The sequence below is a fragment of the Clostridiaceae bacterium HFYG-1003 genome, from assembly GCA_024579835.1.
Lineage (GTDB): Bacteria > Bacillota > Clostridia > Clostridiales > Clostridiaceae > JG1575.
Genome location: CP102060.1, coordinates 1,285,419 through 1,309,285, shown reverse-complemented (window position 1 = coordinate 1,309,285; position 23,867 = coordinate 1,285,419). Strand labels below are relative to the sequence as shown.

The window sequence follows — 23,867 nt, the reverse complement described above, 5'->3', positions numbered from 1 at the left end:
GGTATGGTGGAAATCATAGATCTGTGGACAACATCAGCCAAGCTCGGCTTGACATGCTATATTGGAGATCCGAATCGAATCAAATGGATCAAATGGATCAAATGGATCAAATGGATTATTGTCATCAAAACAGCCTGGATCGTCATTTTGACGATCCAGGCTGTTTTGATGCATCGTTGTCCGATTCATCATGTCCTTTGGCTTCCCGTCTGCCGGAATCCCTATGGTGTATCTGTCTCCCATCAAACCTTGATCCTTTGAGCAACCTACTTGACAAGGTCTCCGGTAAACGAATTGACTCCACCCAGGTCGAAAACCACCACATACTGTAGTTTCTTGAGCTGCTGGGCAGCAGCCGCCGAACGATTGCCGCTCCGGCAGTAGAGGAGAATGGTCTTGTTCTTGTCCGGGACCTGGGAATTAATGACTTTCTGGATGTCATTGAGTGGGATATTTAATGCTCCAGCCAGATGGCCTTCTGCATATTCCTGGGGTGTCCGCACATCGATGAGCACAGCCGCGTCGCCCAGATGCATCTGAAGATTAGGACCCAGGTTAATGGGGGCTAAAATGGTTGATGAGGTTTCTTTGATCAAGCGGCTGGAGATTGCAGTTGCCTGGGGCGGATAGGATTCCCGGATGGCATCCTGAATGGTGAACTCCACCAGTGCGCCGGGTTTGTAAGACAAAGACCCGGCAGTCAGTTGGATGCTCAGCATGTCATTGGTCAGGCGGTACAGTGCAGGAGCCTCTGTTACAAATACAGTGCCATTTGTCAGGATGACGCCCTGGATTGTAATGGTATTCTGTCCGCTGGCCGGCGCTGTCGTGCCGGCGGGCTGCGTGCTGCCGGTCGTTGACGGAGAGGGTTGAGCACAGGCAGTCAAGCCAAGGGACGTGAGCAGCAGGATCGACAGGAATCGGATTGCGGGATGGTTCAGGCTATTGATTTTCTTTAACATAATGGTTGTCTCCTTGTTGCATCGCAGGTAGAATTATGCTGACAAAATTGAGATCTTTTTACGGATTGACTGGCAGATTCTTGACTGGCAGATTCTTGACTGGCAGATTCTTGACTGGCAGGAGTCCTTCTGGATCCTTCATCGAGCCATTGACTTAATTTTATACCAGCATGAAAGATCTTCAAGCTTATTTTGGTAACAAAGACAGCGATGCCGATTGCGGCATCGCTGTTTGACTTTCGAAATATTCTTGACACCCGGAGGAATTACAGACAGGACATTGCTGTTGGAAAGACCTCGAGTAAGCGAAGGTCTGGTTCAGTACAGATAACGGAATTACTTATCCCGGATCTCGGCACCCGCAGCAGTCCGCAGCGTGCTGATGATCTGGTTCATCATGGCTTCAATGTCGGAAGCAGACAGCGTTTTCTCGTCCGATCCGATCCACAGGCGCAGGGTCAGAGACTTTTTCGCTTCAGGAATCTGGGTTCCGCGGTATTCTTCAATAAACTTCAGATCCCGAACCTGATCCTTGATCGCCTGCTCAATCTGATGCCAGGTGACCTGCTCATCGAGGAGCATGGAGAGGTCCTGTTCAACGAGCGGGTAGGTCGGAAGATGCCGGAACGTATTGTCACGGGAAGGATAAGGGATCATCATGTCAAAGTTCAGTTCAGCCAGAGCGGCATAAACCCGTTTGATTCCGGCGGCTTGGGCGGACTTCATGGAAAGAAGTCCCATGGAGCCCATGGTCTGGCCGTCACAGGTCAGATTCAGCCAGGCTTTGCGGTCGGCCCAGGCGGGCTGAGCTTCCCGGCTGAAGGACAACGGGAATGCCATGGCAACCCGGGGCAGATTCTCAAGGATGCCTTTCAGCTTGCGGAAGAGCCGTTCCGGATCATCTCCCACCAGGGCAATGCCCAGATGCTTTTCATGCACCGGGAGAACCTCTGAGGGGTCCGACGGACTGAATGTCTTGTCCTTGCGAAAGACCTGTGTCATTTCAAAAATCTGGAAGGACTCAACGTAGCGGCTGTTTTTTTCGATGGCTTCCAGAAGCCCGGGAATCAGGGAGTTGCGGATTCCGGCGGTTTCCGGCGAGGGTGGAGCTGACAGACGGAGCAAGTCCGACGGTTCTTCTCCGGCTGCCCGGACGTAGCTTTCATCAATCCAGGGGTAGGTAAAGACTTCCTGGAGACCGCAGCGGAAAGCCAGGTATTCCCGGGTCTGACGCTCCAGGTCCGGTTTCTTCTGGTTGACCGGCCCATCCAGAGAAATAGTGGGTGGAGTAAACTCAAAATTCTCATATCCGATCATCCGGGCCACTTCTTCCAGAACATCATCCCGCAGGCTGACATCGCCGGTTGCTCTCCAGTGTGGGACCAGAACCCGGAAGGATTCTCCGGCATCTTCAACGCTGAAGCCGAGAGGAGCCAGGGTGGCGCTCATCTGCGCTGTAGAAATTTCCTGACCCAGGCGGGTATTCAGGAAGGATTTTTGAACATCAATGACCGGAGCTTGGGTTGGATTGGGGTATTCATCATGGTATGCCACGATTCTGGCTTCAGGCAGAGTCTGGCTGAGAATGGACTGGAACACGCCCAGAGCTTCATCCACCCGCTGAGTGTTGATGGCTTTTTCAAAGCGCATGGAAGCTTCCGTCCGCAGTCCGTGAACCTGGGTGGTTTTGCGAATGCCGGTGGATTCGAAGGAGGCGACTTCGAGAATCATTTCGGTAGTCTGGGGCAGGATGGAATCGTTCAGTCCGCCCATGATTCCGGCCAGCCCCAGAGGATCTTTGGAATCGCAGATCAAAAGATCGTGTTCCTTCAGATCCAGGATCCGCCCGTCCAGCAGTTCTAAGGTTTCGCCGGGGCGAGCCGCGCGCACCTGAATTCCTTCCTTGACATGGGAATAGTCAAAGCCGTGGGTGGGCTGTCCGGTGGCCAGCATGACGTAGTTGGTCATGTCAACGATGTTGTTGATGGGACGCATTCCCACCTTCCAGAGCTTGAGCTGGAGCTCCCAGGGAGAGGGGGCGACTTCCAGATTCGTGATGTGGGTCGCGCTGTAGCGCATGCAGCGGCTGGGATCTTCGATCACAACAGGGAAGGAAGGAATTCCTTCGGACGGGGCAAACCGGGGGAGAGTCTTGAGGGGCATCTGGTAAATGGAAGCCAGCTCACGGGCCAGTCCATAATGCCCCCACAGATCAGGGCGGTTGGTCATGGATTTGTTATCAATTTCCAGGATGATGTCATCCAATCCCAGGATGTCAGCAATGGGCTGTCCCGGAACCGCGTCAAAGGCGGTAATGTCCATGATTTCGGTCTCAGCTTTTGGGGGGAGCAGTTCTTCCAGCCGGCCCACTTCTGAAGCACCGCAGATCATGCCGAAGGATTCCTCTCCGCGCAGCTTGCTTTTCTGAATGGCAACCGGTTCGCCTTCCCCGTGCCAGCGCACAAAGGAACCGGGCAGGGCTGCGACGATCATCTGGCCGGGGGCAAGGTTTGAACCGCCGCAGACAATTTGAACGGGTTCCCCGCGTCCGATGTCGGTCAGGACCAGACGCAGCCGGTCAGCCTGTGGGTGAGGTTTAACTTCCAGAATTTTTCCGGCCACGATGTGGTCCAGGCCGTCGGCCGGATTATAGGTGCCCTCCACTTCCACGGTCCGCATGGTGAGGTCGTAGGAGAGTTTCTCCATGGTCAGGTCAGCCGGCAGATCGACATATTCCCGGATCCAGTTTAATGATACTAACATATTGATTCCTCCTACTTGAATTGAGTCAGAAAGCGAAGATCAGCCGAATGGAACAGGCGGACGTCGTCCACGCCGTAACGCATCATGACGAGCCGGTCCAGACCGATATTAATATAGAATCCGGTCCACTCCGTGGGATCCAGTCCGGCACTGCGCAGTACATTGGGGTGGGGCACGCCGCCCGGCATGACTTCGATCCAGCCTACGTTCTTGCAGACCCGGCAGCCACTTCCGCCGCAAACCAGGCATTTCATGTCAATTTCAAAGCCGGGCTCTACGAAGGGGAAGAATCCAGCCCGCATGCGGACATCAACTTCCTGGCCGAAGACTTTCTCCAAAATGGTTTTTACCAGCAGTTTTCCAGAGGCGAAGGAGAAGTCGCGATCCACGATCAGGGCTTCGTACTGGAAGAAGGCCCGTTCATGCCGCGCATCCGTATTTTCGTTGCGATAAACCCGGCCGGGATAGACAAACCGGGCCGGCGCGCCGTGTTCCCGGAGATGGCGTACCGAACCTCCGGTCAGATGTGGCCGCAGACACAGGCGCTGTTCCGCTTCTTTATCCTCTGTCCCTTCCAGCCAGAAGGTATCCATGGATTCACGGGCAGGGTGGGAGGGCGGGAAGTTCATGTGGTCAAAGGCAAATTTCTCACTGGTAATTTCCACTTCCTCATATACATGGAATCCCAGGGAAAGGAACGCATCATTGAGGTCATAGCACATCTGAGTGATCGGGTGCAGTCCGCCCAGAACCGGCGCAATGCCCGGAAGCGTCAGGTCAAGTTCGTGCTCCATTACGGATCCCTGCGCGATGATTTCTTCTTCCCGGTTGGCAATCGCATCGCTCAATGCCGTTTTTACGACGTTTGCCGCCTGACCGACCGTTTTCTTTTCTTCCGGGGATAATTTCCCCAGTTCTTTCAGAATCCCCGTCAGGGAGCCTTTCTTGCCTAATACCGACTGACGCACCAGATTCAGCTCATCCACATTGGCGGCCTGAGTGATCTTTTGCAGTGCTTCCACTTTTAACTGTTCTAATTTTTCCAGCATCATTTTTCCTCCGTTTCAAAATTAAAAATCCCATGGAATAATCCATGGGACGAAGTTTCGCGGTACCACCCTGGTTGCAGAACTTTTCTGCCACTCATTCCCTTTTCACGGCGGGTTCCCGTCACAGACTACATATCACCTGTGCCACTGTTGGGATGAACTTCAATCAGCTCGATGCCTGGCAGGCTTTCAGCCCCTGACCTGCCTTCTCTGTCCGGCTCTTCTGCGGATCTACTCTTCCCATTCAAACGTGTTTACCTATCTATCATAAAGAAAAGGGTGAATTAAGTCAACGGAAAACAATAAGGTGGATGAATCGGTCGGATGAAGTGAAAAAGTTCAGTTCTTCCAACAGAGATATCAATGAATGGAACGGTGGAGGAAGATAGGGACAGCTGTTGAAAATCAGGAATACCATCTGATCAGGTGCGAATGAGTATATAATCGAATGAACTCTCGAATTGAGGCGAGACAACTCAGCAATACTTAATTTATCTGGTTTTATCCTCCGGATCACAAATCCAGCCAGGGTTTTCCTGTTCTGTGCAGATTACTTGGCGGACTTCTTACCGGTGAAATGAGGCTGTTGACTGATTATTCGGCGGTGAAATTATCGCGACCCGCCAAGTTAGCGAAATCGGTACAATCATTCTTCTCACAGCAGAATTGCGATTTAAAGGATCCATTCCTACTGACAATTAGTTCGATAATCTGGGAAATGTAAATTGTGGATTCCGGTATGGCAGAAGCCGGAGAGGAGCGATGACGATAGCAGAGCCGTGGATTCGGGAGATTGTAATAGTCTTTAAAATCCGTGTATAATTCATACAAAGACTATATCGCGCCTGGATTTATAATTTCGCAAAGATGATTTTTCATCATGCTGAGAAGCTTGTGAATCATATAATGAATTATCCGTCTGTGTTGCCGGAACAGCGATGTTTTTTCAATCGGTCAATCATGCCAAGGTTGTGATTGTGCTGCTTGTATCAACAAATTTGAGGAGGACAAGATAAATGCCTGAAAGTCTAATCCCATTTTCCAGACTATTAAACGACGGGGAAAAGGATGATTTTATTTCCATTAAATTCGCCGAATATAGCCCCATAATTACAGTTCAAGAGGAATACTGCGTGAATCCTGGCTGCAGTTGTACGGATGTGGTTCTCCGATTTTTTGAAATGTCTGACGAAGGAAAGCCCATTAATGAGTTGTTTTTATTAAGGTTGGACATGAGTACCTGGAAAGTTACTGGGAAGACAATTCTCAACAAAACGATAAAAGCTGAACAAATGATTCAGGAATTTGAAGCTGACATTGACCAACTGAAGTCCAAGTTGCTGTCACATTATGTGCGAGCTAAAGAATATGGAAAAAAGAATTATTTAGATTACATTTCTGGCAATACGATAAAGATGATCCTGGATGGAGATATGGTAACATACGCTGAGATTTTTGGCGGTTTAGACTATGATAATTTTAAATTTGCATGGAATGAAACGGAGAAGTGGACTTTTGATGACCAGTATTGTTCAAATCCAAAATGTCTATGCAATGAGGTCGTGCTGTCATTCTATAAAATTAATTTATCTAAGCAAACACAGGAGCCAGAGTTTGCTGTCAGAATGAATTTAAAAAATTTCAAATATAATGTTGAGTATAATAATAATGAACAAAATCAGATTTCTGAGATCATTTCATTCCTAAAGGGGAATAAGCCAGAGGTCATTAAGGCTTTACGGAGTAGATACAATGAGGTTAAGCGTGCTTCAAAAGAAATAATTAAGAAATCAGCCTCGAAAGAAAAAGAAGAAGCGCTGCCTAATGTAAAAATTGGGCGAAATGATCCCTGCCCATGCGGAAGCGGTAAGAAATATAAAAAATGCTGCGGAAAATGAAAATAAGGGAAAAACTGACTTATTCAGTTTCTTCGTGATGAAACCACATGCCTGGGGCACTTTCAATATAAATTTTTGCTGGGTTTGGCTAGGGAACTGCAGTCGTCAGAGAGTGTGAAACGGCATGTCACCGCCAGTACACCGAGAGAGGAGAGTTCCCAACTCGAGACTAGCATCCCTTGGGAAGACCGGGTCGAGCTAATACGCTGCCAGGATTTTCAGGCACATGCGACGGATCGACGTGCGAGACTTTTTTTCTTTGAAACATAACAAGCATCAAACGACTTGACTGGATATTAATCAAACGATTGATGCTTAATCTTTGTTTCATTCAACTAACAATCTTTGTCTTGGGAATGCGAATTCTTGCGGTTTTATAAAGAATGTGCTCCCAATAAGTCGTTATCGCTCAGAGCGAGGTGATAATGAATCGTAACAGCATTTATGTGGGTTTACGAGCCGAAAGCGAGGAAATGACAAACCGGGAAACATAAACCTCAAAAACCAGGGGCTGCTTATGGTTGATGTCTTAGGATTCAGGTGGCGAAGGAGCCTGTTCAGTCAATGGGTGATCATCATCCTCGGGATGGAGCACTTCATCGACAATAAGGGTTTCAAAGGTTCCTCCGGCCGGAGTGACCAGTTCGAGAAATTTCAGGGCTTCGATGTCTAGCCAGGCCTTGCTGATTCGGAAGGTCTTCTGTACTTCGATGGCATGGCTGAATTTTTCGGCTAACCCATGATCCCTGACGTGGGCTGTATTGTCCACATAGATTGCCTGATCAAAGGACTGCTCCGAGGCAATGGATCGAAGGTGACGTAAGAAGGCCAGCGCCGGTTCCTGTTCGGCAAAAGCTGCGCTGAAAATAACGGGCTTGGGATCAGTCAGATCCTCTCCGGCTTCCTTCAGGTCGAACAGTACCATTTCATTGATCAGTCGTACCTTCGTGCGATCGGATGGCATCAGTTCATGGAACGCGGTCCAATCCGTGTCATCGAGGGTCTGGAACTGTACGCTGCCCGACAAAGTTCGCTTCAGCCAACGTTGCAGTTGATGGACCTGCGCCTCTGTTTTGCAGTAGAGCAGGATAGTAAGTGTTTTTTGGGCCGGATCCTGCCGGCTGCCGGCCAGAAGAATGGCATGGTTATTAGAGAACAGAGCCAGGCGGTGATGCAGCGGTTCAGGATCAGCCGCTGACTCCAGATCTGACAAAGTCACCCGGCAGAGGCGTTGGTAGTGTTTGATCGGGAAGGTATCCTGGAGAAACGGATCCACCCGATGAATGGTGCCATTCTGCTCAAAGCGCATGAGTGATCCATGGCGCCGGACACTGTACTGACGCAAAAGCAGAACTACGGAGCTGAAAAAAATGCCAGCCAGCAGAACAATAATCACAAACAGAGGCAATGAACTCTGCCAGGTACGAATCAGAAGCTCAACGATCCCGTACAGGATACCCAGCAGAAGAATACATAAACTCAGGATCAGCAGGCTTTTCAGATAACCCTGATCGAGCAGGAAGATACTGCTGAAAAGCAAGCAAAATCCGATGCCAACGATCCAGACTGCCTGATAGGCATGGCCCGGGAACGGTGAATCGGTTCGAATTCCGCCGAAGATGATCAGACCGACAGAAAGAAGCATTGTCAGACTGGCGATGAAAATCCGCAGGATGCGAGCCGGGCCGGTCAGCTCAAGCAGATTACCCGGCTGGTTCACGGTGTAAGTCATGGATTTATATTTTTGATGGGTCTCATAATCAACGCCGCAAATTGGGCGGGTTTTCATGCCCTCCTGGTTCCTTCGGATTTCTTCCAACGCGATGGGCGTCTCCCCGGTTAACTGGTGGGTAATCCATCGATCTGCAGCCGGGGGAAGAAACAGCATCAGTGGAATAAATACGATATTGGTGATGGTCGTTGAACTGCTGTCACCCAGAAAGGTGGGAAGAAGGTGATTTAAGTCAAGCACTAGCGAAAACCCGATGCCAAGCAGCAGCAGAACCCAGTAGAGGAGCCAGCGGATCCCCTTGGCCAGACCGAATATTCGATAGATCAGCGCAACCATCACGGTGCCTGTTCCCAAAAACAGAAGAGCTCCACGGATCAGGGTGTCATCGGTAAAGAGCCAGCCGGATCCCGCCAGTGCGAGGGAACTAAGGATCAGGAGCAGTGCCCAGGGCGTTCTTTTCTGTTCAAGTTTTTGTAGCATATATCAATTACCTTTCAAGCGTGTTGCGGTCGAAATTCAGATACCTGCACCCAGCAGGCGGAAGACCTGGGGGAGAGATCCGTCACTTTGGAAATCCAAATAAGATCAGACGGTGTTATTTAGGCCGGGAGTGGAAGTTCAAAGAAACCGGAAGTCCATGTGGTACTCCTTTTAGAATAATTGAAGCCTTTGTGGTTTACAAGGCGAATCACCGAAGAAAGCTTAGGAATCACCAAATCAGCTCGCGGGGAGAGCTTTGGGATCACCAAATCAGCTCGTGGAGAAAGCTTAGGGATCATTAAGGTGAAGTGATGAAGGGGGTCTTTAAATTTCGCTAATTCCTGATCCTTGGGTGCGGACAGGCAAAAAGACCGGTCAGTTTCCTGAATTTCAGCTGTGGAATGCAGCTGATTAATTAAGGAAGTTCATTGAAATCAAAAGGTACTGTATAGTATGATAAGGATACATGAAAATCGGATCCCGTCGAGCGGGACGCAAAGCGACCCCGGCCAAATTGCGGGGATCGCGGATTCGAAGCGATCAGGAGGAGGAAGACGAGATGAACAAGGTGACGGTGAATATCCAGGGATTGGATTACAATCTGGTCGGAGAAGAATCAGAAGAACATCTTCAGCGTATCGGAACCATTGTCGATGAACTTCTGGGCACCATGCTGAAGTCCAACCGTAAACTGAATACATCCACTGCAGCCATCCTGACCTCCTGCAATCTGGTTGATGAAAAACTCAAGCTGATGGAACGGATCGAGGCATGGGATGAGGTTCAGGCGAAGGTCGAGGCTGAGAAGGAAGATCTGCGCCGACAGACGGACCTTTTGACCACCCAGCTGGCAGAAAAAGATCAGGCCCTGGCTGCGGCTTCTGACCATGAAGCGGAACGGCTGAAGGAAAAGGACGAGGAATTCCGCAAACTTCAGACAGAAATGACGCTGATGCAGGAATCCGTGAAGGAATACCGAGATGACAATGAACAGTTGTCCAAGTTGAACAAGGAACTGAAATTTGAACTTCAGTCCTACAAATACAAGGTGCTGGATCTGCAGAACAAGCTGTTTGAAAATCAGATCACACCGTCGAAAGACAAAAAAGACGGCACGCCCCGTCCGACCAAATAACGGTCAGGGGAGAGCTGGTTTTATCGACGGGGAATGAGCCAAAACTACAGGGGACGTAATGACGGCCCCTGTTTCGTTCTTTTTGTGCGTCAATTCGTGATATACTTATTCCATATGAAGAAATGAGGCAATAGCGATGAATCCTGAATTATTGAGTCCGGCGGGAGACCGCGATGCGCTGGACGCGGCGCTGAAAGCCGGAGCTGATGCCGTCTATCTGGGCGGCCCGCGCTTTTCAGCCCGTGCCTACGCCACAAATTTCACCGACGAGGACCTGGCTGAGTCGATCCGCCAGTGTCACCGGCTGGGTGTCAAATTATATATCACCATCAATACGCTGTTGAAAGACAGCGAACTTTTTGATGCCTATGAATATGCCGTTAAGGTATGGAATATGGGCGTCGACGCGATTATCATCCAGGATCCCGGACTGATCGCACTGCTGCGTCAGTTTCATCCAGCCATTGAACTGCATGCTTCGACTCAGATGACGGTCCACAATAAAAAAGGGGCGGATCTGATGGCCGGCAAGGGATTGACCCGTCTGGTTCTGGCCCGGGAGCTGACACTTGATGAAATCCGGGAAATTTCGGCAGATCATGAGACGGAAGTGTTCATTCATGGCGCTCTGTGCATCAGCTACTCCGGAAAATGTCTGATGTCCAGCATGCTGGGCGGTCGGTCCGGCAATCGCGGACGCTGTGCCCAGAATTGCCGGATGGAATACGAACTGACCGATGCGGAGGGGAAAACCCGAGCTCAGGGCTATTTAATGAGCCCTAAGGATCTCAGTACGTTGGATGTGATCGAGGACCTGGTTCGTACCGGGACGTCCTCTTTGAAAATCGAAGGTCGGATGAAGCGGCCGGAATATGTCTATGAAACAGTCACCCAGTATCGCCGGGCATTGACCGGTCAGACCTGGAACCATGACGGCATTACCCAGCTGTTCAACCGGGAAGGGTTTAACCATGCCTTTCTCCTGGGAAACGACGGCCGGGATATGATGGCGTTCCATTCCCCGCGCAATTCTGGGGTCGTTCTGGGGCGGGTCCGGCAGGGTCAGATCCGGCTTCAGACCGGGCTCAGTCTGGGTGATGGTCTGGCCAGCGGCGACTCGGGCTTTATCGTAACAAAAATGAAGCGGGGGGAAAAGGAAGTCCGGGATGCTGCCCCGGGCGATACCGTAGAGATCTATCCCAAACACTACCGTGACGGGGATCTTCTCATGAAGACCAATGACGCGGCGCTGATGAAGGACATCCAGGCCAAACTGCGCCAGAAGACCGCAGTCAGCTTTCCCATCCGTCTGCGGGCAGTGTTCCGCCCCGGCGAGAAGCTACTGCTGCGCGCAGACTATGGATCCCATTTCATCGAGGTGACCGGTGAGGTCGTGGAAGCTTCCGAAAATCAATCATTATCCAGGGAACGCCTGACTGAAAACCTCGCCAAAACCGGTGGAACGCCTTTTATTCTGGAAACGTTAGATCTTGAGTATGAGCCAGGCTTCCTTCGGATTTCCTCAGTCAATGAGCTGCGTCGTCAGCTGCTGGCTGACCTTGAGGAAATTTCGCTCCAGATCCGACGAAACCTGACATGCGTCAGCCGCGCAGACCTGGAGGACTTTTTTGCACAGCGGGCAAACGCCCGGTCAAACGGGTTCTTCAGCCTGCCGCCTCATTTGGTCGTAATTACCAGCAAGGAGCAGCTGCTGGCTTGCCGGGAAGTCCAGGGTCAGGGGACAGAACTAACACCAGTTCTGTATTTATGGCATCGGCAGGAAGGCAGTCTTGATTTTTCGGATGCCAGAGCGCTGGATGAAGCAGGCATCCCTTACTGGATCAAGCTTCCTGAGATCCTGAAATCAGAGTTTGAGGCAGTCATGGCGTCCCTGACCCGACTGGAACTTATAAGCGGCATCCTGACGGATAATTACGGTGTTATGGAGCATTTGAAAAACCTGCCGCTTACTCTGGTGGGTGACTATAAGCTCAACCTTCTCAACTCTTACGGCCGCCTCCTGTTCGAGGAACTTCAGGGTGTAACAGCCAGTGAAGAACTCAATTACAGCGAGCTGATCGGCTTGAAGGATAAATCGGACCATTATGTCGTTCTGTATGGACGAACTGAATTAATGCATTCAGAATATTGTCCCATCGGCGCGACGGTCGGCGGACGGACCAGAACAACAGCCTGTTCAGTGCCATGTCAGACGATAAATTTTTCCCTGACTGACCGAAAAGGGGAACGTTTCCCGATCCTGACGGATCGCTTCTGCCGCAGCTATATCCTCAACTGTAAGACCAAGAACAACCTGGATCAGCAGAAGATCCTGAAAAGTCAGGGTTTTTCTCATTTCCGCTGCGATCTGACTACTGAAAGCTACGAGGAGGCCAAGGCAGTGATGCTTGCCCTGACGAAAGGGGAGAGTTATTTTCTGTCGGCCCATACCCGAGGCCACTACAAGCGTGGCGTGGAGTAATATTTTATGAATCAAAAAAGTCTGGAAAAACTGGAATTAAACAAAATCAAAGAAGAAATCAAAAAAAGCGCGGTGTCATCCGCAGGTCAGGACCTGATCGAAGCACTGGCTCCATTTGACAACATTGAACTGGCACAGCGCGCTTTGAATGAAGTCGAGGAAGCGCTGCGGCTGATTTCCATCAAGGGCAGTGCGCCTTTTGAGGGCGTGTTCGATGTGCGCGATGCCATCAGCCGGGCGGGAAAAGGCGGCGTCCTTAATCCTGGCGGACTGCTCCGGATCAGCAATATTCTCCGCAGCAGCCGACTGTTTTTACGCTATATCAAAACGGAAGAATATGATGCGGCCAGCCTGAGGGATCTGACCAGCGGAATCACGCCGCTGCAGTCCCTGGAGGAGGAAATTGCCGATGCCATAATCGGCGAGGACGAAGTGGCGGACCGCGCTTCACAGAAACTGTATTCAATCCGCCGTTCGATCAAAGAAAAATCAGCATCGGTCAAGGATAAAATCCAAAGTCTGGTGCGCGCCAATTCAAAGTACCTGCAGGAAGCACTCTTTACCGTACGGGGTGACCGGTACGTCATTCCGGTCAAAGCCGAACATAAGGGCAGCGTGCCCGGACTGGTTCATGACCAGAGCGCTTCGGGTCAGACCCTCTATATCGAACCAATGAGCCTGGTCAATCTGAATAATGAAATCAAGGAACTCATGCTGCAGGAAAAGGCCGAAGTCGACCGGATTCTGCGCGAACTGTCCGGAAAAGTAACGAATCATCATGGCGCGGTTGCCCGCAATGCAGCCATCATTTTTGAGCTGGACAGCATTTTTGCCCGGGCCAAGTACGCGTCACGCATTGACGCGATGAAGCCGGAAATTCGGCAAGATGGTACATTTCATCTGATCAGTGCCCGACATCCCCTGATTGCGCCAAAAGAGGTCGTGCCTTCCACGATCTACCTGGGAGCTGATTTTACCAGTCTGGTCATCACCGGACCCAATACGGGCGGTAAAACAGTGACGCTCAAAACCGTCGGCCTGTTACACGCCATGGCCTTATCCGGGATCCTGATCCCGGTGAATGATCATTCCCACGTCTCCTTTTTTCGGGAAATCTATGCGGACATCGGCGATGAGCAGAGCATTGAGCAGAGCCTGTCGACGTTCTCCAGTCATATGACGAATATCGTCCGCATCATGAATAAGGCAGACGAAGACAGCCTGTGTCTGTTCGACGAACTGGGAGCCGGAACAGACCCGACCGAAGGAGCAGCCCTGGCTATGGCGATTCTGGAAGAGCTGCGGGAGCGCAGCTGCCGGGTTATCGCCACGACACACTATTCAGAACTCAAAGCCTATGCGCTGAGAACATCAGGGGTTGAAAATGCCTCGGTGGAATTTGACGTCAATTCATTGAAGCCGACCTACCGGCTCTTAATCGGAGTCCCGGGAAAATCCAATGCATTTCTCATCAGCAAACGGCTGGGCCTGTCCGATGAGGTCATCGACAAAGCGAAGGAACTGATTTCAGAGGATACCCTGAAATTTGAGGATCTGATTGAAAATCTGCAGCGATCCAACCTGAGTGCCCGGCGCGATGCGCAAAAGAGCGAAGCTCTGCGGCGGGAACTGGAGGAGAAGGAACAAAAGCTGGACGAAAAACTCAAGGGCATTCAGACCCAGCGGCAGCAGCAGCTGGACGAAGCACGCCGTGAAGCCAGAAATATCCTGCGTCAGGTGAAAGACGAAGCTGATGAAATATTAAAGAGCATTCGCAAACTGGAAACCCAGGGCATGTCCGGAAATATCCGGCAGGAACTGGAAAAGAACCGGCAGCGGCTCCGGGATACCCTGGAATTGATTGAATCCGATCAGACCGGGGAAGAGACGTCGGGAGAAGTCAGCTCCAACGTAAAAAAACAGCTGAAGCCAGGCGCGGAATTTATGCACCGGGGATTTGGTCAGGTCGTATCGATCCTGAGTCTGCCCGATGAGAAAGGCGATCTGATGGTTCAGGCCGGCATCATGAAAATGAAAGCCAATGTCCGGGACCTGGAGATCACGAAAGAAATGAAGAAAGAAGCCAAGGCGGCCCGCCGCCAGGTTAATCTGAACCTTAGACAGGTGGCATCCTCGATTGATTTGCGCGGCCTGGACGCAGAAGAGGCGGCCTACCGGACGGATCAGTACCTGGATGAAGCCGCGCTGGGCGGCTTGAATGAAGTGACCATCATTCACGGCGTGGGAACCGGAGCGGTCAAGAATCGAATCACAGGTCTTCTGCGCAAGCATCCTCATGTCAAGAAGAGCCGCCCCGGTGAATACGGGGAAGGCGGCATGGGCGTGACCATCGTCGAGGTGAAATGATGAAAATATTGGTCAGTGCCTGCCTTCTGGGAGAAGCGGTTCGCTACGACGGACGGTCTAGCCCGGTCGATTGGATTCAGACGCTGGCAGCCCAGCATGAACTCATTTCCTTCTGTCCTGAGGTGGAAGGCGGTCTGCCCGTTCCGCGGGAAGCCGCTGAACTGACCCGTGATGCCAGACTGGTGCTTGAAACAGGTGGCGGCGGCGTCTTAACAAAAACGGGTTCGGATGTGACCGAAGCTTTTGTAACCGGTGCCCGGGCAGCACTGGTCTGTTGTCGGAAATATGGGGTCACCGTCGCTCTGCTCAAAGAGAGAAGTCCTTCCTGCGGCAGTCATGCTGTCTATGATGGAAGTCATACCGGAAGGCTTATCCCAGGTGCCGGACTGACAGCAACACTGCTCGAAGAGAACGGCATCAAAGTCTTTTCAGAAAACGACCGAGATCAGCTGCAACAGTTCGCAAGTTCTTCGAAGGAGTAATACCTGGATCGAAGTAGGAACTCAATAGGGTTTCAGGAAAGGTTTCAGGAAGATTAAATAAGTGATCACAGTCAAGATTACAAAAGAGAATTTAGTGAGGATCACTGCATGCTGGGATAAAGCAAGAAAATTAAAAAGTGAATCGAAATCAATAAATCATAAGAATTCCATCAAAAAAATATATTGGAAAGATGCCAGACTCTTTGTCTGGTCAGGGAGGAACTATGAATCATCAGGAAATCAGAACCAAAGCCAGAGAACTGCTGAAACCTTTCTGCCGGGTCTGTCCCGAATGCAACGGGGTTGCCTGCCGCGGTGAAGTGCCTGGCATGGGTGGTAAAGGAACCGGACGGGCTTTTATGAATAATTATGACGCGATCAAGAAAATCAGCTTAAACATGAAAGTGGTCCATGGAGTGAAAGATCCCGATCTGAGCTGTCAGATCTTCGGAGAAACGATGTCTCTTCCTGTGATAGCGGCACCCATGACAGGAACTCAATATAATATGGGGGGCAAGATGACCGAGCCGGAATTTATCCGGGAGCTCATTGAAGGCTGTCATCTGGCGAATATTCTGCCATCGCTGGGGGATGGCGAAACCAAGAATCTCTTGATGGAAGGTATCCACACGTTAAATGAATTGAATCATAAGGGACTGGTGTTCATTAAACCCTGGCTCAACGAAGAGCTGAAAAGCCGCATGAGCATGCTCAATCCGGAACTGACTCCAGCCTTTGGCACGGATCTGGATGGATGCGGGCTGGTATTCATGAATAAAAATGGAATGGGAGTGTATCCTAAATCAGAGGCGGAGATCCGGGAAATCAAAAAAGCTTCCCGCATGCCGTTCATCATTAAGGGCATTATGACGGTGGAGGATGCCATTGCCTGCTACAAGGCCGGAGCGGATGCCATCGTCGTGTCCAACCACGGGGGACGGGTACTCGACTGCGCCCGGGGAACAGCCGAGGTGCTTCCGGAAATCGCCAGCAAGCTGAAAGGCAAGCTGACCATCCTTGTCGATGGCGGAATTCGGGACGGAGTGGATGTCTTTAAGATGCTCGCTCTGGGCGCGGATGCGGTCCTGATTGGCCGTCCCTTTGTTACCTACGCGTTTGGCGGCGGTCGGGACGGTGTTGCCCTGTATGTGGAAAAGCTGAAAGCGGAGTTAAAGAGCACCATGCTTCTGACGGGGGCAGCCAACCTTCAGGAGATCACATCCGAAAAGATACATTTACATAATAATTAATATTGGAAATTACAGGCAGAAATACATAACAAAGAGGGAAGGAGATCCTGTTTGATTACAAGATTTGAACAGATGAAAGAGGTCAAGCTGAGCCGCCCGGCGGTTTTAGCCGTAGCTGCCGCCGAGGACGAACCGGTGATCGAGGCGGTTGTAGCAGCGAAAAAGCTGGGATTGGTCAGACCAATCCTGTTTGGAGACGAACAGAAGATTCGGGAGCTGCTGGGTTCAGAGACAGAGATTGAAGTTGTGGCAGCCGCGACTCCGGAGGAGTCGGCTCACCTGGCCTGTCAGGCTGCTGATGAGGGTAGGGCGGACATGATTCTGAAAGGGCTTTTAGAAACCAAAACATTGCTGAAAGAAGTTCTGAATAAAGAATTTGATCTGCGTCGTTCACCCGTTCTGTCTCATGTAATGATCTATGATATTCCAACCTACCACAAACTACTGCTGACAACTGACGGCGGAATGGTCGCCTATCCGACACTGGAACAGAAGGTGGAAATTCTCCGGAATGCGGTTCAGGTTGCTCATAAGCTTGAGATTGAATGTCCTAAGGCAGCCTGTGTCTGCGCAGTGGAGAAGGTCAATGAGAAAATGCCCTGCACAGTGGATGCCAGAGCATTGGAAGATATGAATAAAGCCGGTGAATTGACCGGCTGTGTTGTTCAGGGTCCCTTGGCATTGGACAATGCAATATCCAAGGAAGCGGCCGCGCATAAGGGGATTACCGGTGAAGTTGCCGGCGATGCCGACATCATCTTGGTACCGACCATCGAGGCCGGCAATATCATGGGCAAAACCCTGAGCTACTTTGCCAATGCGGTAAATGCCGGAATCATCATGGGTGCCAAGGTTCCTGTTCTGCTCGTTTCCCGGGCCGACAGCGCCGAAGCAAAACTGTATTCCATCCTGCTGGGCGCTCTGGTCAGCCAGGATACCAAGTAGGCGTTCCCCAAGCCCACCGTCCAGACAAACCGACACGCAGCAACATCAAACACATTGTAAAAATGAACAGAAGATCTGCCGGATTTTAAGGAAATCCGGCAGATCTTCTGTTATTGATCATTGTTTTAGACCAGTGCAGGCTTATGGAATATGGAATCACCTGCTGGCCACCTTCGTCTGGTTAAACTACGACAAGGATATTTTCCACCTTGGGATCTTCCGTGCCTTGGACGTAGAGTCCGGTTTTCTTCAGATCTTCGACGTAGTTGACAATTTCTTCTGTGATGACTTCTCCGGGGCAAAGGATTGGGATTCCCGGCGGATAGGCCATCAGGAATTCTCCGGATACTTCACCCACGGATTCCTTGAGCGGAACCGAGGTCTTGTTGCCATTGAACGCTTCTCTGGGAATCAGGACCTGTTTGGGGATGGGCGGGATATCCAGGAAGTCTGCCTTGCGGGTATTTTCGTTTATGTATTCTTTGGAGATCTCGCGCAGCGCGTCGAGCAGTTTATCCATATTCTCCCGGGTATCGCCGAAGGAGCCGACGGCCAGAACGTTATACAGGTCAGACAGTTCCATCTGGATGTGATACTTGTTGGAGAGGATCATATCCAGGTCAAAGCCGGTGATGCCAAGATCACGGCAGGTGATGCAGATTTTGGTGGGATCGATGGCATAGACACCGGGCTGACCGAGAAGTTCTTCACCGTAACAGTAAAAGCCGGGAATCTTGTTGATTTCCTGTCGGACATAACCGGCCAGTTGGATTGCCTGATCCAGCAGTTCCTTGCCCTCCAGAGCAATTTGACGGCGGGAGGTATCCAACGATGCCATCAGGATATAGGAAGGGGAAGTGGTCTGCAGCAAGTTCATGATCTGCTGTACGCGGGCAATGTCAACATACTTGGTTCGGACATGAAGGAGTGATCCCTGAGTCATGGCGCCAATGATCTTATGAGTGGACTGGGAGCAAAGATCTGCTCCCGCTTCCATTGCACTCATGGGCAGCTTCTCATTGAACTTAAGGTGCGGTCCGTGGGCTTCATCCACAATCAGCGGAATGTCATAGCTGTGTACAATCTCAGCGATCCGTTTCAGGTCCGTGGATACGCCGTAATAGGTGGGATTGATGATCAGGACAGCTTTGGCATGAGGATTTTCCTTCAGGGTCTCTTCTACCGTTTCGGGCAGAACGCCATTGGCAATGCCGAGGTTTTTATCCAGTTCCGGCTGCATGTAGACGGGCACGGCACCGGAAAGAATGATGCCGGCAGTGACTGACTTATGTACATTGCGGGGGACGATGATGGTATCGCCGGCTCCCACGACGGACATAATCATGGCCTGGATGGCACCGGATGTTCCGTGGATCGAAAAGAATGTCGCATCCGAACCATAGGCGTCAGCAGCCAGGGCCTGAGCTTCTTTAATGGGACCGGTGGGATGATGCAGCGAATCCACCAGCTTGAATACCGTAACGTCTATTTTGAACGGGTTTTCCCCTATGAACTTTTTGAATTCAGCATCGATTCCCTGGCCCTTTTTATGCCCCGGGACGTGAAAGGGAATCGTATCCCTGGCAACATACTCCATCAGAGCATCAAATAGCGGTGTCTCATCTTGGTTGAGCTTATACACCTGGTCGCCACCTTCCTTTAATCTATAAATAGTTGGCCATACCACCGCTTCAGACCGCCCAGGCGGAGAAAGCGATGTTTGCCAGAGCCGCACAGGTTCTGCGGGTGAACGTATTTATTCTACTTGATAAATCCATTGAATTCAATGGATTTAATTTTAAGCGATTTTTCAGCGGCAGGTGTAAAAAGTTCTTTAAAAGGAAGCTGGTTTCGGAGCGGTTCGATAAAAAACAGGTATAATGAATGAAAGATAATTGAAAAGCAACCAATCGATGATTTGACAGGGGGAATATCCATGGAATATCGGAAAAAATATGAATCCTGGCTCAGCGATGAGGCCATCGGAGCGGAATATCGGGAAGAACTCAGTACTCTTACCGATGAAAAAGAGATCGAGGACCGGTTCTACCGGGAACTGGAATTTGGCACTGCCGGACTGCGTGGCGTACGCGGAGCCGGAACCAACCGGATCAATGAACATACTGTGGGCAAAGCAACGCTCGGACTCGCCCGGTATTTAACCAGACAGAATGGTCAGGCCAGGATTGTCATTGGGTATGATTCCCGGATCAAATCCACCGAGTTTGCCCGGATCTCGGCGCAGATTCTGGCTCATCAGGGGCATAAGGTTTATTTGTTTGATTCGCTGCGGCCTGTGCCGCTGCTGTCCTTTGCCATCCGATACCTGGGCTGTGATTCAGGAATTGTCATCACGGCTTCGCATAATCCGGCCGAATATAACGGATATAAGGTCTACAGCTCCTATGGCGGACAGGTCACGGATGAAGAAGCTGCCGCAATCCTGGCAGAGATTGAAGGAGTATCTTCCTACGGGGAGATTCAGGTCAAAGACTTCGACACGGCTCTGGCGGATCAAAGCATCGAAATCGTGGGTGAAAAAGTAGACCGGGCGTATTATGAATCCATCAAAACGCTGTGCATCAAGAAAGATTTAATTCAGGATCGGGCGGGCGAGCTGAAAGTTATTTATACCCCGCTGCATGGTTCGGGCAATGTCCCGGTGCGGACAATTCTGTCTGAGCTGGGCTACTCCCAGGTCCATGTCGTGCCGGAACAGGAGCTGCCCGACGGCCGCTTTCCCACGGCGCCGTATCCGAATCCGGAAAACCCGGCGGTCTTTGAGCTGGCCTTGAAGATGAATGAAACCATTAATGCGGATCTCATATTCGGTACGGATCCGGATGCGGACCGGCTTGGCGTAGTGGTTATCGAAAAGGATGGCAACACACGGGTCCTGTCCGGCAATCAGACCGGCATGCTGATCACCAGCTACATGCTGAAAGCATTGAGCGAAGAAGGCCGGCTGCCCGACCACGGAGTGGTGATCAAGACCATCGTCACCACGGAAAGCGTCCGGCGCATCGCTGCCAAGTATGGGGTTGAAGTGATGGATGTCCTGACCGGATTTAAGTATATCGGAGAAAAAATCGAAGAATTCCTTGAAACGAAATCCCATCAGTTCATTTTTGGATTTGAGGAGTCCTTTGGTTATTCGCTGGGAACCTATACCCGCGACAAGGATGCCGTTGTAACCGCTATGATGGTATGCGAAATGGCCTTGTATTACAAATCGAAGGGCATGACGCTCTACGATGCTCTCATGGATGTCTATGAGGAATTCGGTTATTTCCGAGAAGGACTGATGTCCTATACCAGAAAAGGCAAGGAAGGCTCGGAAGAAATTCGGGCATCTCTTGATTATTTCCGCACGCTTGATTTGAAAGAGCTGGGCGGCATCCAGGTCGTGAGCAAACAGGATTTTCTCACGTCAAAAGAAATGCTGGCAGACGGTACAGTCAGAGAACTGACGCTGCCGCCCTCCAATGTCATCAAGTTCATGCTGGCGGATGACTCCTGGTTTGTCATTCGGCCCTCCGGTACCGAGCCGAAAATGAAGGCCTATGTCGCCGTACGAGGCACATCGCTTGAAGATGCCCAGCAACGGCTGACTGATTTCACCGCTCGAGTAGAGGAACTGGTTCAGGCATCCTTTGGGTCCTGATTACTGATGTGCCGGCCCGCCGAATCGGACGGTCCGACAAAAGAGGCAGTGCGACAGACCAGACTGACAGTTAAAGCTGACTGATCTTTGAGTGAGCTGAACTCCGGTTCGGTTCCTGATTTGGTCTTTTTCCTCTCTTCGTTTTATGTGTTGCAGTGGGCGACTATGAGAAGCAGCTGACGCAATCTGCCCGGAGAACGAAGTGCTTGTCAGCGGTCATTGCCCCAGGGGCAGAGCGAGAGATAAAATGTGATATGATAAAACTGGACCGCTTGCGGCCCAGTTTTATCAATGATTGAGATTTTCCGATCCAACAGGGATCGAGGCTAATAAAGAGGTGGAGAATGGAACAGCAGAAAGAACGGCTGAATTCGCTTTTATTCCTGGAATTTAACCGGGACAAGGCCGCAGAAATTTTTTCAGTGAAACAGCTGATCAACGAAACGGATGAATTGTATGTTCCGGTCAATCCGGAGTTCTTAGTGCAGAAAATTACGAATAATGAGGTCCCCAAGGATTTGCCGGTCGCCGAGTTTATCATCGGCATGGCGTTTGCGCTGGCGATCGATCCGGATTTTAAGTACGCCGCGGATTATCGGGCAATGCTGAAAGGCTTTCAAGGAACCGAGCAGATTCTGAAAAAGAAAATCGCTCAGCTTTTCGAGCAGGAGAAACGCATGGACAGTTATCTTCTCCTGAAAGGATTGTATGAAGTCAGCGGAGATGAAGAAACGGAGAATATTCTGCTTTCCACCGGCGAGGAACTGGCACTGGCGGATCCGGCGTGGATGACTGAAGTTCTGCAATGCTGCGAAGAGGCCATTGTCAATGGAAATGCCAATGGTTATCTGATCAGAGGCTCGCTGGAAAATGCCCGGGGAAATGAAGTACAGGCTCTGACCGCCCTGAAAAGCTATCTGGAAAAAGGGGGAGAAGCCACAAGCGCGGTTTTGCTTCGAATTGAAGAGCTGGAGCGAAACACCCGGGCGGAAGATGCCTACCGGAATATCCAGGAGGATCCCCGGGGCAGTTTGGAAACACTGCTGGAGCTTTATCCCCGGGAACAGACCAATCCTCGGCTTATCTTTGCCATTGCCGTCTGCTATCGATTGCTGGGCAATCATGAAAAGGCCATTTTCTATCTGGAAGAAGCACAGAGCCTTGATCCCGGCTATTTTGACGTCCTGAATGAATTGGGCCTGAATTACGCACTGATGGAAGACTTTGGCACAGCCCGGGATTATTTTAAAGCGGTATTCGATGCCACCAGGGAATTGGAGCCGATGACCAACCTGATGATCAGTCTGTTCCATCTGGGGGAGACCGAGGAGGCGCTGGAACTGTTTCGACGGGCGGAAGAGATCGCCCCGGAAGATGAAATCCTTCAAAGGATTCGTCAGGCTTACGTGGAAGGCGTCTGATTCTGTCCCATCAAAGTGTATAATCAAATCGTGACATCGCCATAATTACTTTGGCAATTGATTGATTTTGTCCGATCAATCCCATATAATGAAATAGAACAAACGTTCTTATGAGAGGAGTTACTATGCCAGTAAACGCAGATAAGCTGAAAGCAATTGAAGCGGCCATGGGCCAAATAGAAAAACAATTCGGAAAGGGTTCCATCATGAAGCTGGGGGATGACGCGAAGATGAACGTCGAATCCATCCCCACCGGATGCCTTGACCTCGACATTGCGCTGGGAATCGGCGGCATTCCCAGAGGCCGGATCATTGAAGTCTACGGTCCGGAATCCTCCGGAAAAACCACGGTTGCTCTGCACATGGTGGCAGAAGCCCAGAAACTCGGAGGCATTGCTGCCTTCATTGATGCGGAACATGCATTGGATCCGCAATACGCTAGAGTAATCGGCGTTGATATCGACAACCTCATCGTGTCCCAGCCGGATACCGGTGAACAGGCCCTGGAGATCACAGAAGCCCTGGTTCGTTCTAACGCTGTGGATATTGTCGTAGTAGACTCCGTCGCTGCCCTGGTACCGCGGGCGGAAATTGAAGGAGAAATGGGTGATTCCCACGTCGGCCTGCAGGCCAGACTCATGTCCCAGGCCCTGCGCAAACTGACGGCATCCATCAGCAAGAGCCGGTGCTGCGTGGTGTTTATCAACCAGCTGCGAGAGAAGGTCGGCATTATGTTTGGAAATCCGGAAGTAACGCCGGGTGGTCGGGCACTTAAATTCTACGCATCCGTTCGTCTGGACGTGCGTCGTACTGATACGATTAAAACCGGAGATGAGTTTATGGGCAGCCGGACCCGGATCAAAGTGACCAAAAACAAGGTTGCCCCTCCATTCCGGCAGGCAGAGTTCGACATCATGTACTATGGCGGGATCTCCAGAGAAGGCAATATCATCGATGTCGGTGTCAAAGAAGATATTGTTGGTAAATCCGGCGCCTGGTTCTATTATGGAGAAACCAGACTGGGGCAGGGTCGTGAGAATGCGAAAAATTACCTCAGAGAGAGTCCTGAGCTGGCGCTGGTTTTGGAAAACAAGATCCGGGAAAAGCATAATCTGCCCTTGTTGAAGGGAAGTGATTTGCCTGGAGAAACTTCCGGCTCGGAGATGAGTCCTGAAGAAAAGCCGGCAAAAGCTGACAAAGCGAAGACTGTGAAATAAATTAACCGATTGAAAGCAAC

The 23,867-nt window shown here is 50.8% G+C and carries 15 protein-coding genes and 1 pseudogene; 10 read left to right on the top strand and 6 right to left on the bottom strand.

Annotated features, from left to right (window positions below; genetic code table 11):
- Window positions 1-33 precede the first annotated feature (33 nt).
- The 4 genes from NQU17_05965 to NQU17_05950 form a co-directional block, all read right to left on the bottom strand.
- Window positions 34-243, bottom strand: coding sequence for a hypothetical protein (locus NQU17_05965; protein UUM13100.1), 210 nt, complete (start codon window positions 241-243; stop codon window positions 34-36).
- Between the two features lie 23 nt (window positions 244-266).
- Window positions 267-962 (bottom strand): rhodanese-like domain-containing protein, encoded by a 696-nt coding sequence (locus NQU17_05960; protein ID UUM13099.1) that lies wholly within the window; start codon window positions 960-962, stop codon window positions 267-269.
- A gap of 336 nt (window positions 963-1,298) precedes the next feature.
- Window positions 1,299-3,725, bottom strand: a complete 2,427-nt coding sequence (pheT, locus tag NQU17_05955) for a phenylalanine--tRNA ligase subunit beta (GenBank protein ID UUM13098.1) — start codon at window positions 3,723-3,725, stop codon at window positions 1,299-1,301.
- An 11-nt stretch (window positions 3,726-3,736) separates the two neighbouring features.
- Entirely contained in the window at window positions 3,737-4,774 is a 1,038-nt protein-coding gene (locus tag NQU17_05950; GenBank protein UUM13097.1) for a phenylalanine--tRNA ligase subunit alpha, read from the bottom strand.
- Window positions 4,775-6,603: 1,829 nt separating this feature from the next.
- On the opposite strand from NQU17_05950, the pseudogene NQU17_05945 reads away from it, so the two are divergent.
- Window positions 6,604-6,672 (top strand): annotated as a pseudogene (locus NQU17_05945) (SEC-C metal-binding domain-containing protein).
- Window positions 6,673-7,201: 529 nt separating this feature from the next.
- On the opposite strand, the gene NQU17_05940 reads toward NQU17_05945, so the two are convergent.
- Complete coding sequence (locus NQU17_05940) at window positions 7,202-8,884, bottom strand: ribonuclease E inhibitor RraB (protein UUM13096.1); 1,683 nt, start codon at window positions 8,882-8,884, stop codon at window positions 7,202-7,204.
- Between the two features lie 466 nt (window positions 8,885-9,350).
- On the opposite strand from NQU17_05940, the gene zapA reads away from it, so the two are divergent.
- The 6 genes from zapA (at window position 9,351) to NQU17_05910 (ending at window position 17,545) form a co-directional block, all read left to right on the top strand.
- Window positions 9,351-10,019 carry a cell division protein ZapA gene (gene zapA, locus NQU17_05935; protein ID UUM13095.1) on the top strand — a complete coding sequence of 223 codons (669 nt, stop codon included), beginning with the start codon at window positions 9,351-9,353 and terminating at the stop codon, window positions 10,017-10,019.
- Window positions 10,020-10,155: 136 nt separating this feature from the next.
- Complete coding sequence (locus NQU17_05930) at window positions 10,156-12,501, top strand: U32 family peptidase (GenBank protein UUM13094.1); 2,346 nt, start codon at window positions 10,156-10,158, stop codon at window positions 12,499-12,501.
- A gap of 6 nt (window positions 12,502-12,507) precedes the next feature.
- The gene (locus NQU17_05925) at window positions 12,508-14,868 is read left to right on the top strand and encodes an endonuclease MutS2 (GenBank protein ID UUM13093.1); all 2,361 of its coding nucleotides are present in this window, start codon (window positions 12,508-12,510) and stop codon (window positions 14,866-14,868) included.
- On the top strand, window positions 14,868-15,350 hold the full coding sequence (locus tag NQU17_05920) for a DUF523 domain-containing protein (GenBank protein ID UUM13471.1): 483 nt from the start codon (window positions 14,868-14,870) through the stop codon (window positions 15,348-15,350). Before NQU17_05925 ends, NQU17_05920 begins: the two co-directional genes overlap by 1 nt.
- A 224-nt stretch (window positions 15,351-15,574) precedes the next feature.
- Window positions 15,575-16,600, top strand: coding sequence for an alpha-hydroxy-acid oxidizing protein (locus NQU17_05915; GenBank protein UUM13092.1), 1,026 nt, complete (start codon window positions 15,575-15,577; stop codon window positions 16,598-16,600).
- 72 nt (window positions 16,601-16,672) lie between these two features.
- Entirely contained in the window at window positions 16,673-17,545 is an 873-nt protein-coding gene (locus NQU17_05910) for a bifunctional enoyl-CoA hydratase/phosphate acetyltransferase (protein ID UUM13470.1), read from the top strand.
- A gap of 181 nt (window positions 17,546-17,726) precedes the next feature.
- On the opposite strand, the gene NQU17_05905 is transcribed toward NQU17_05910, so the two are convergent.
- Entirely contained in the window at window positions 17,727-19,187 is a 1,461-nt protein-coding gene (locus tag NQU17_05905; GenBank protein UUM13091.1) for an aminotransferase class I/II-fold pyridoxal phosphate-dependent enzyme, read from the bottom strand.
- 294 nt (window positions 19,188-19,481) lie between these two features.
- On the opposite strand from NQU17_05905, the gene NQU17_05900 reads away from it, so the two are divergent.
- The 3 genes from NQU17_05900 (at window position 19,482) to recA (ending at window position 23,847) form a co-directional block, all read left to right on the top strand.
- Window positions 19,482-21,209: a phospho-sugar mutase gene (locus tag NQU17_05900; protein ID UUM13090.1), complete on the top strand. Its 1,728-nt coding sequence runs from the start codon at window positions 19,482-19,484 to the stop codon at window positions 21,207-21,209.
- A 344-nt stretch (window positions 21,210-21,553) separates the two neighbouring features.
- The gene (locus NQU17_05895; protein ID UUM13089.1) at window positions 21,554-22,630 is read left to right on the top strand and encodes a tetratricopeptide repeat protein; all 1,077 of its coding nucleotides are present in this window, start codon (window positions 21,554-21,556) and stop codon (window positions 22,628-22,630) included.
- Window positions 22,631-22,755: 125 nt separating this feature from the next.
- Window positions 22,756-23,847 carry a recombinase RecA gene (gene recA, locus NQU17_05890; GenBank protein UUM13088.1) on the top strand — a complete coding sequence of 364 codons (1,092 nt, stop codon included), beginning with the start codon at window positions 22,756-22,758 and terminating at the stop codon, window positions 23,845-23,847.
- The last annotated feature ends 20 nt before the right edge of the window (window positions 23,848-23,867 follow it).

Coding starts and splice junctions, on each gene's coding strand:
- NQU17_05900 (UUM13090.1), top strand. CDS start 19,482: ATGGAATATCGGAAAAAATATGAATCCTGGCTCAGCGATGAGGCCATC.
- pheT (UUM13098.1), bottom strand. CDS start 3,725: ATGTTAGTATCATTAAACTGGATCCGGGAATATGTCGATCTGCCGGCT.
- NQU17_05925 (UUM13093.1), top strand. CDS start 12,508: ATGAATCAAAAAAGTCTGGAAAAACTGGAATTAAACAAAATCAAAGAA.
- zapA (UUM13095.1), top strand. CDS start 9,351: ATGAAAATCGGATCCCGTCGAGCGGGACGCAAAGCGACCCCGGCCAAA.
- NQU17_05930 (UUM13094.1), top strand. CDS start 10,156: ATGAATCCTGAATTATTGAGTCCGGCGGGAGACCGCGATGCGCTGGAC.
- NQU17_05915 (UUM13092.1), top strand. CDS start 15,575: ATGAATCATCAGGAAATCAGAACCAAAGCCAGAGAACTGCTGAAACCT.
- NQU17_05910 (UUM13470.1), top strand. CDS start 16,673: ATGAAAGAGGTCAAGCTGAGCCGCCCGGCGGTTTTAGCCGTAGCTGCC.
- recA (UUM13088.1), top strand. CDS start 22,756: ATGCCAGTAAACGCAGATAAGCTGAAAGCAATTGAAGCGGCCATGGGC.
- NQU17_05960 (UUM13099.1), bottom strand. CDS start 962: ATGTTAAAGAAAATCAATAGCCTGAACCATCCCGCAATCCGATTCCTG.
- NQU17_05940 (UUM13096.1), bottom strand. CDS start 8,884: ATGCTACAAAAACTTGAACAGAAAAGAACGCCCTGGGCACTGCTCCTG.
- NQU17_05920 (UUM13471.1), top strand. CDS start 14,868: ATGAAAATATTGGTCAGTGCCTGCCTTCTGGGAGAAGCGGTTCGCTAC.
- NQU17_05950 (UUM13097.1), bottom strand. CDS start 4,774: ATGCTGGAAAAATTAGAACAGTTAAAAGTGGAAGCACTGCAAAAGATC.
- NQU17_05965 (UUM13100.1), bottom strand. CDS start 243: ATGGGAGACAGATACACCATAGGGATTCCGGCAGACGGGAAGCCAAAG.
- NQU17_05895 (UUM13089.1), top strand. CDS start 21,554: ATGGAACAGCAGAAAGAACGGCTGAATTCGCTTTTATTCCTGGAATTT.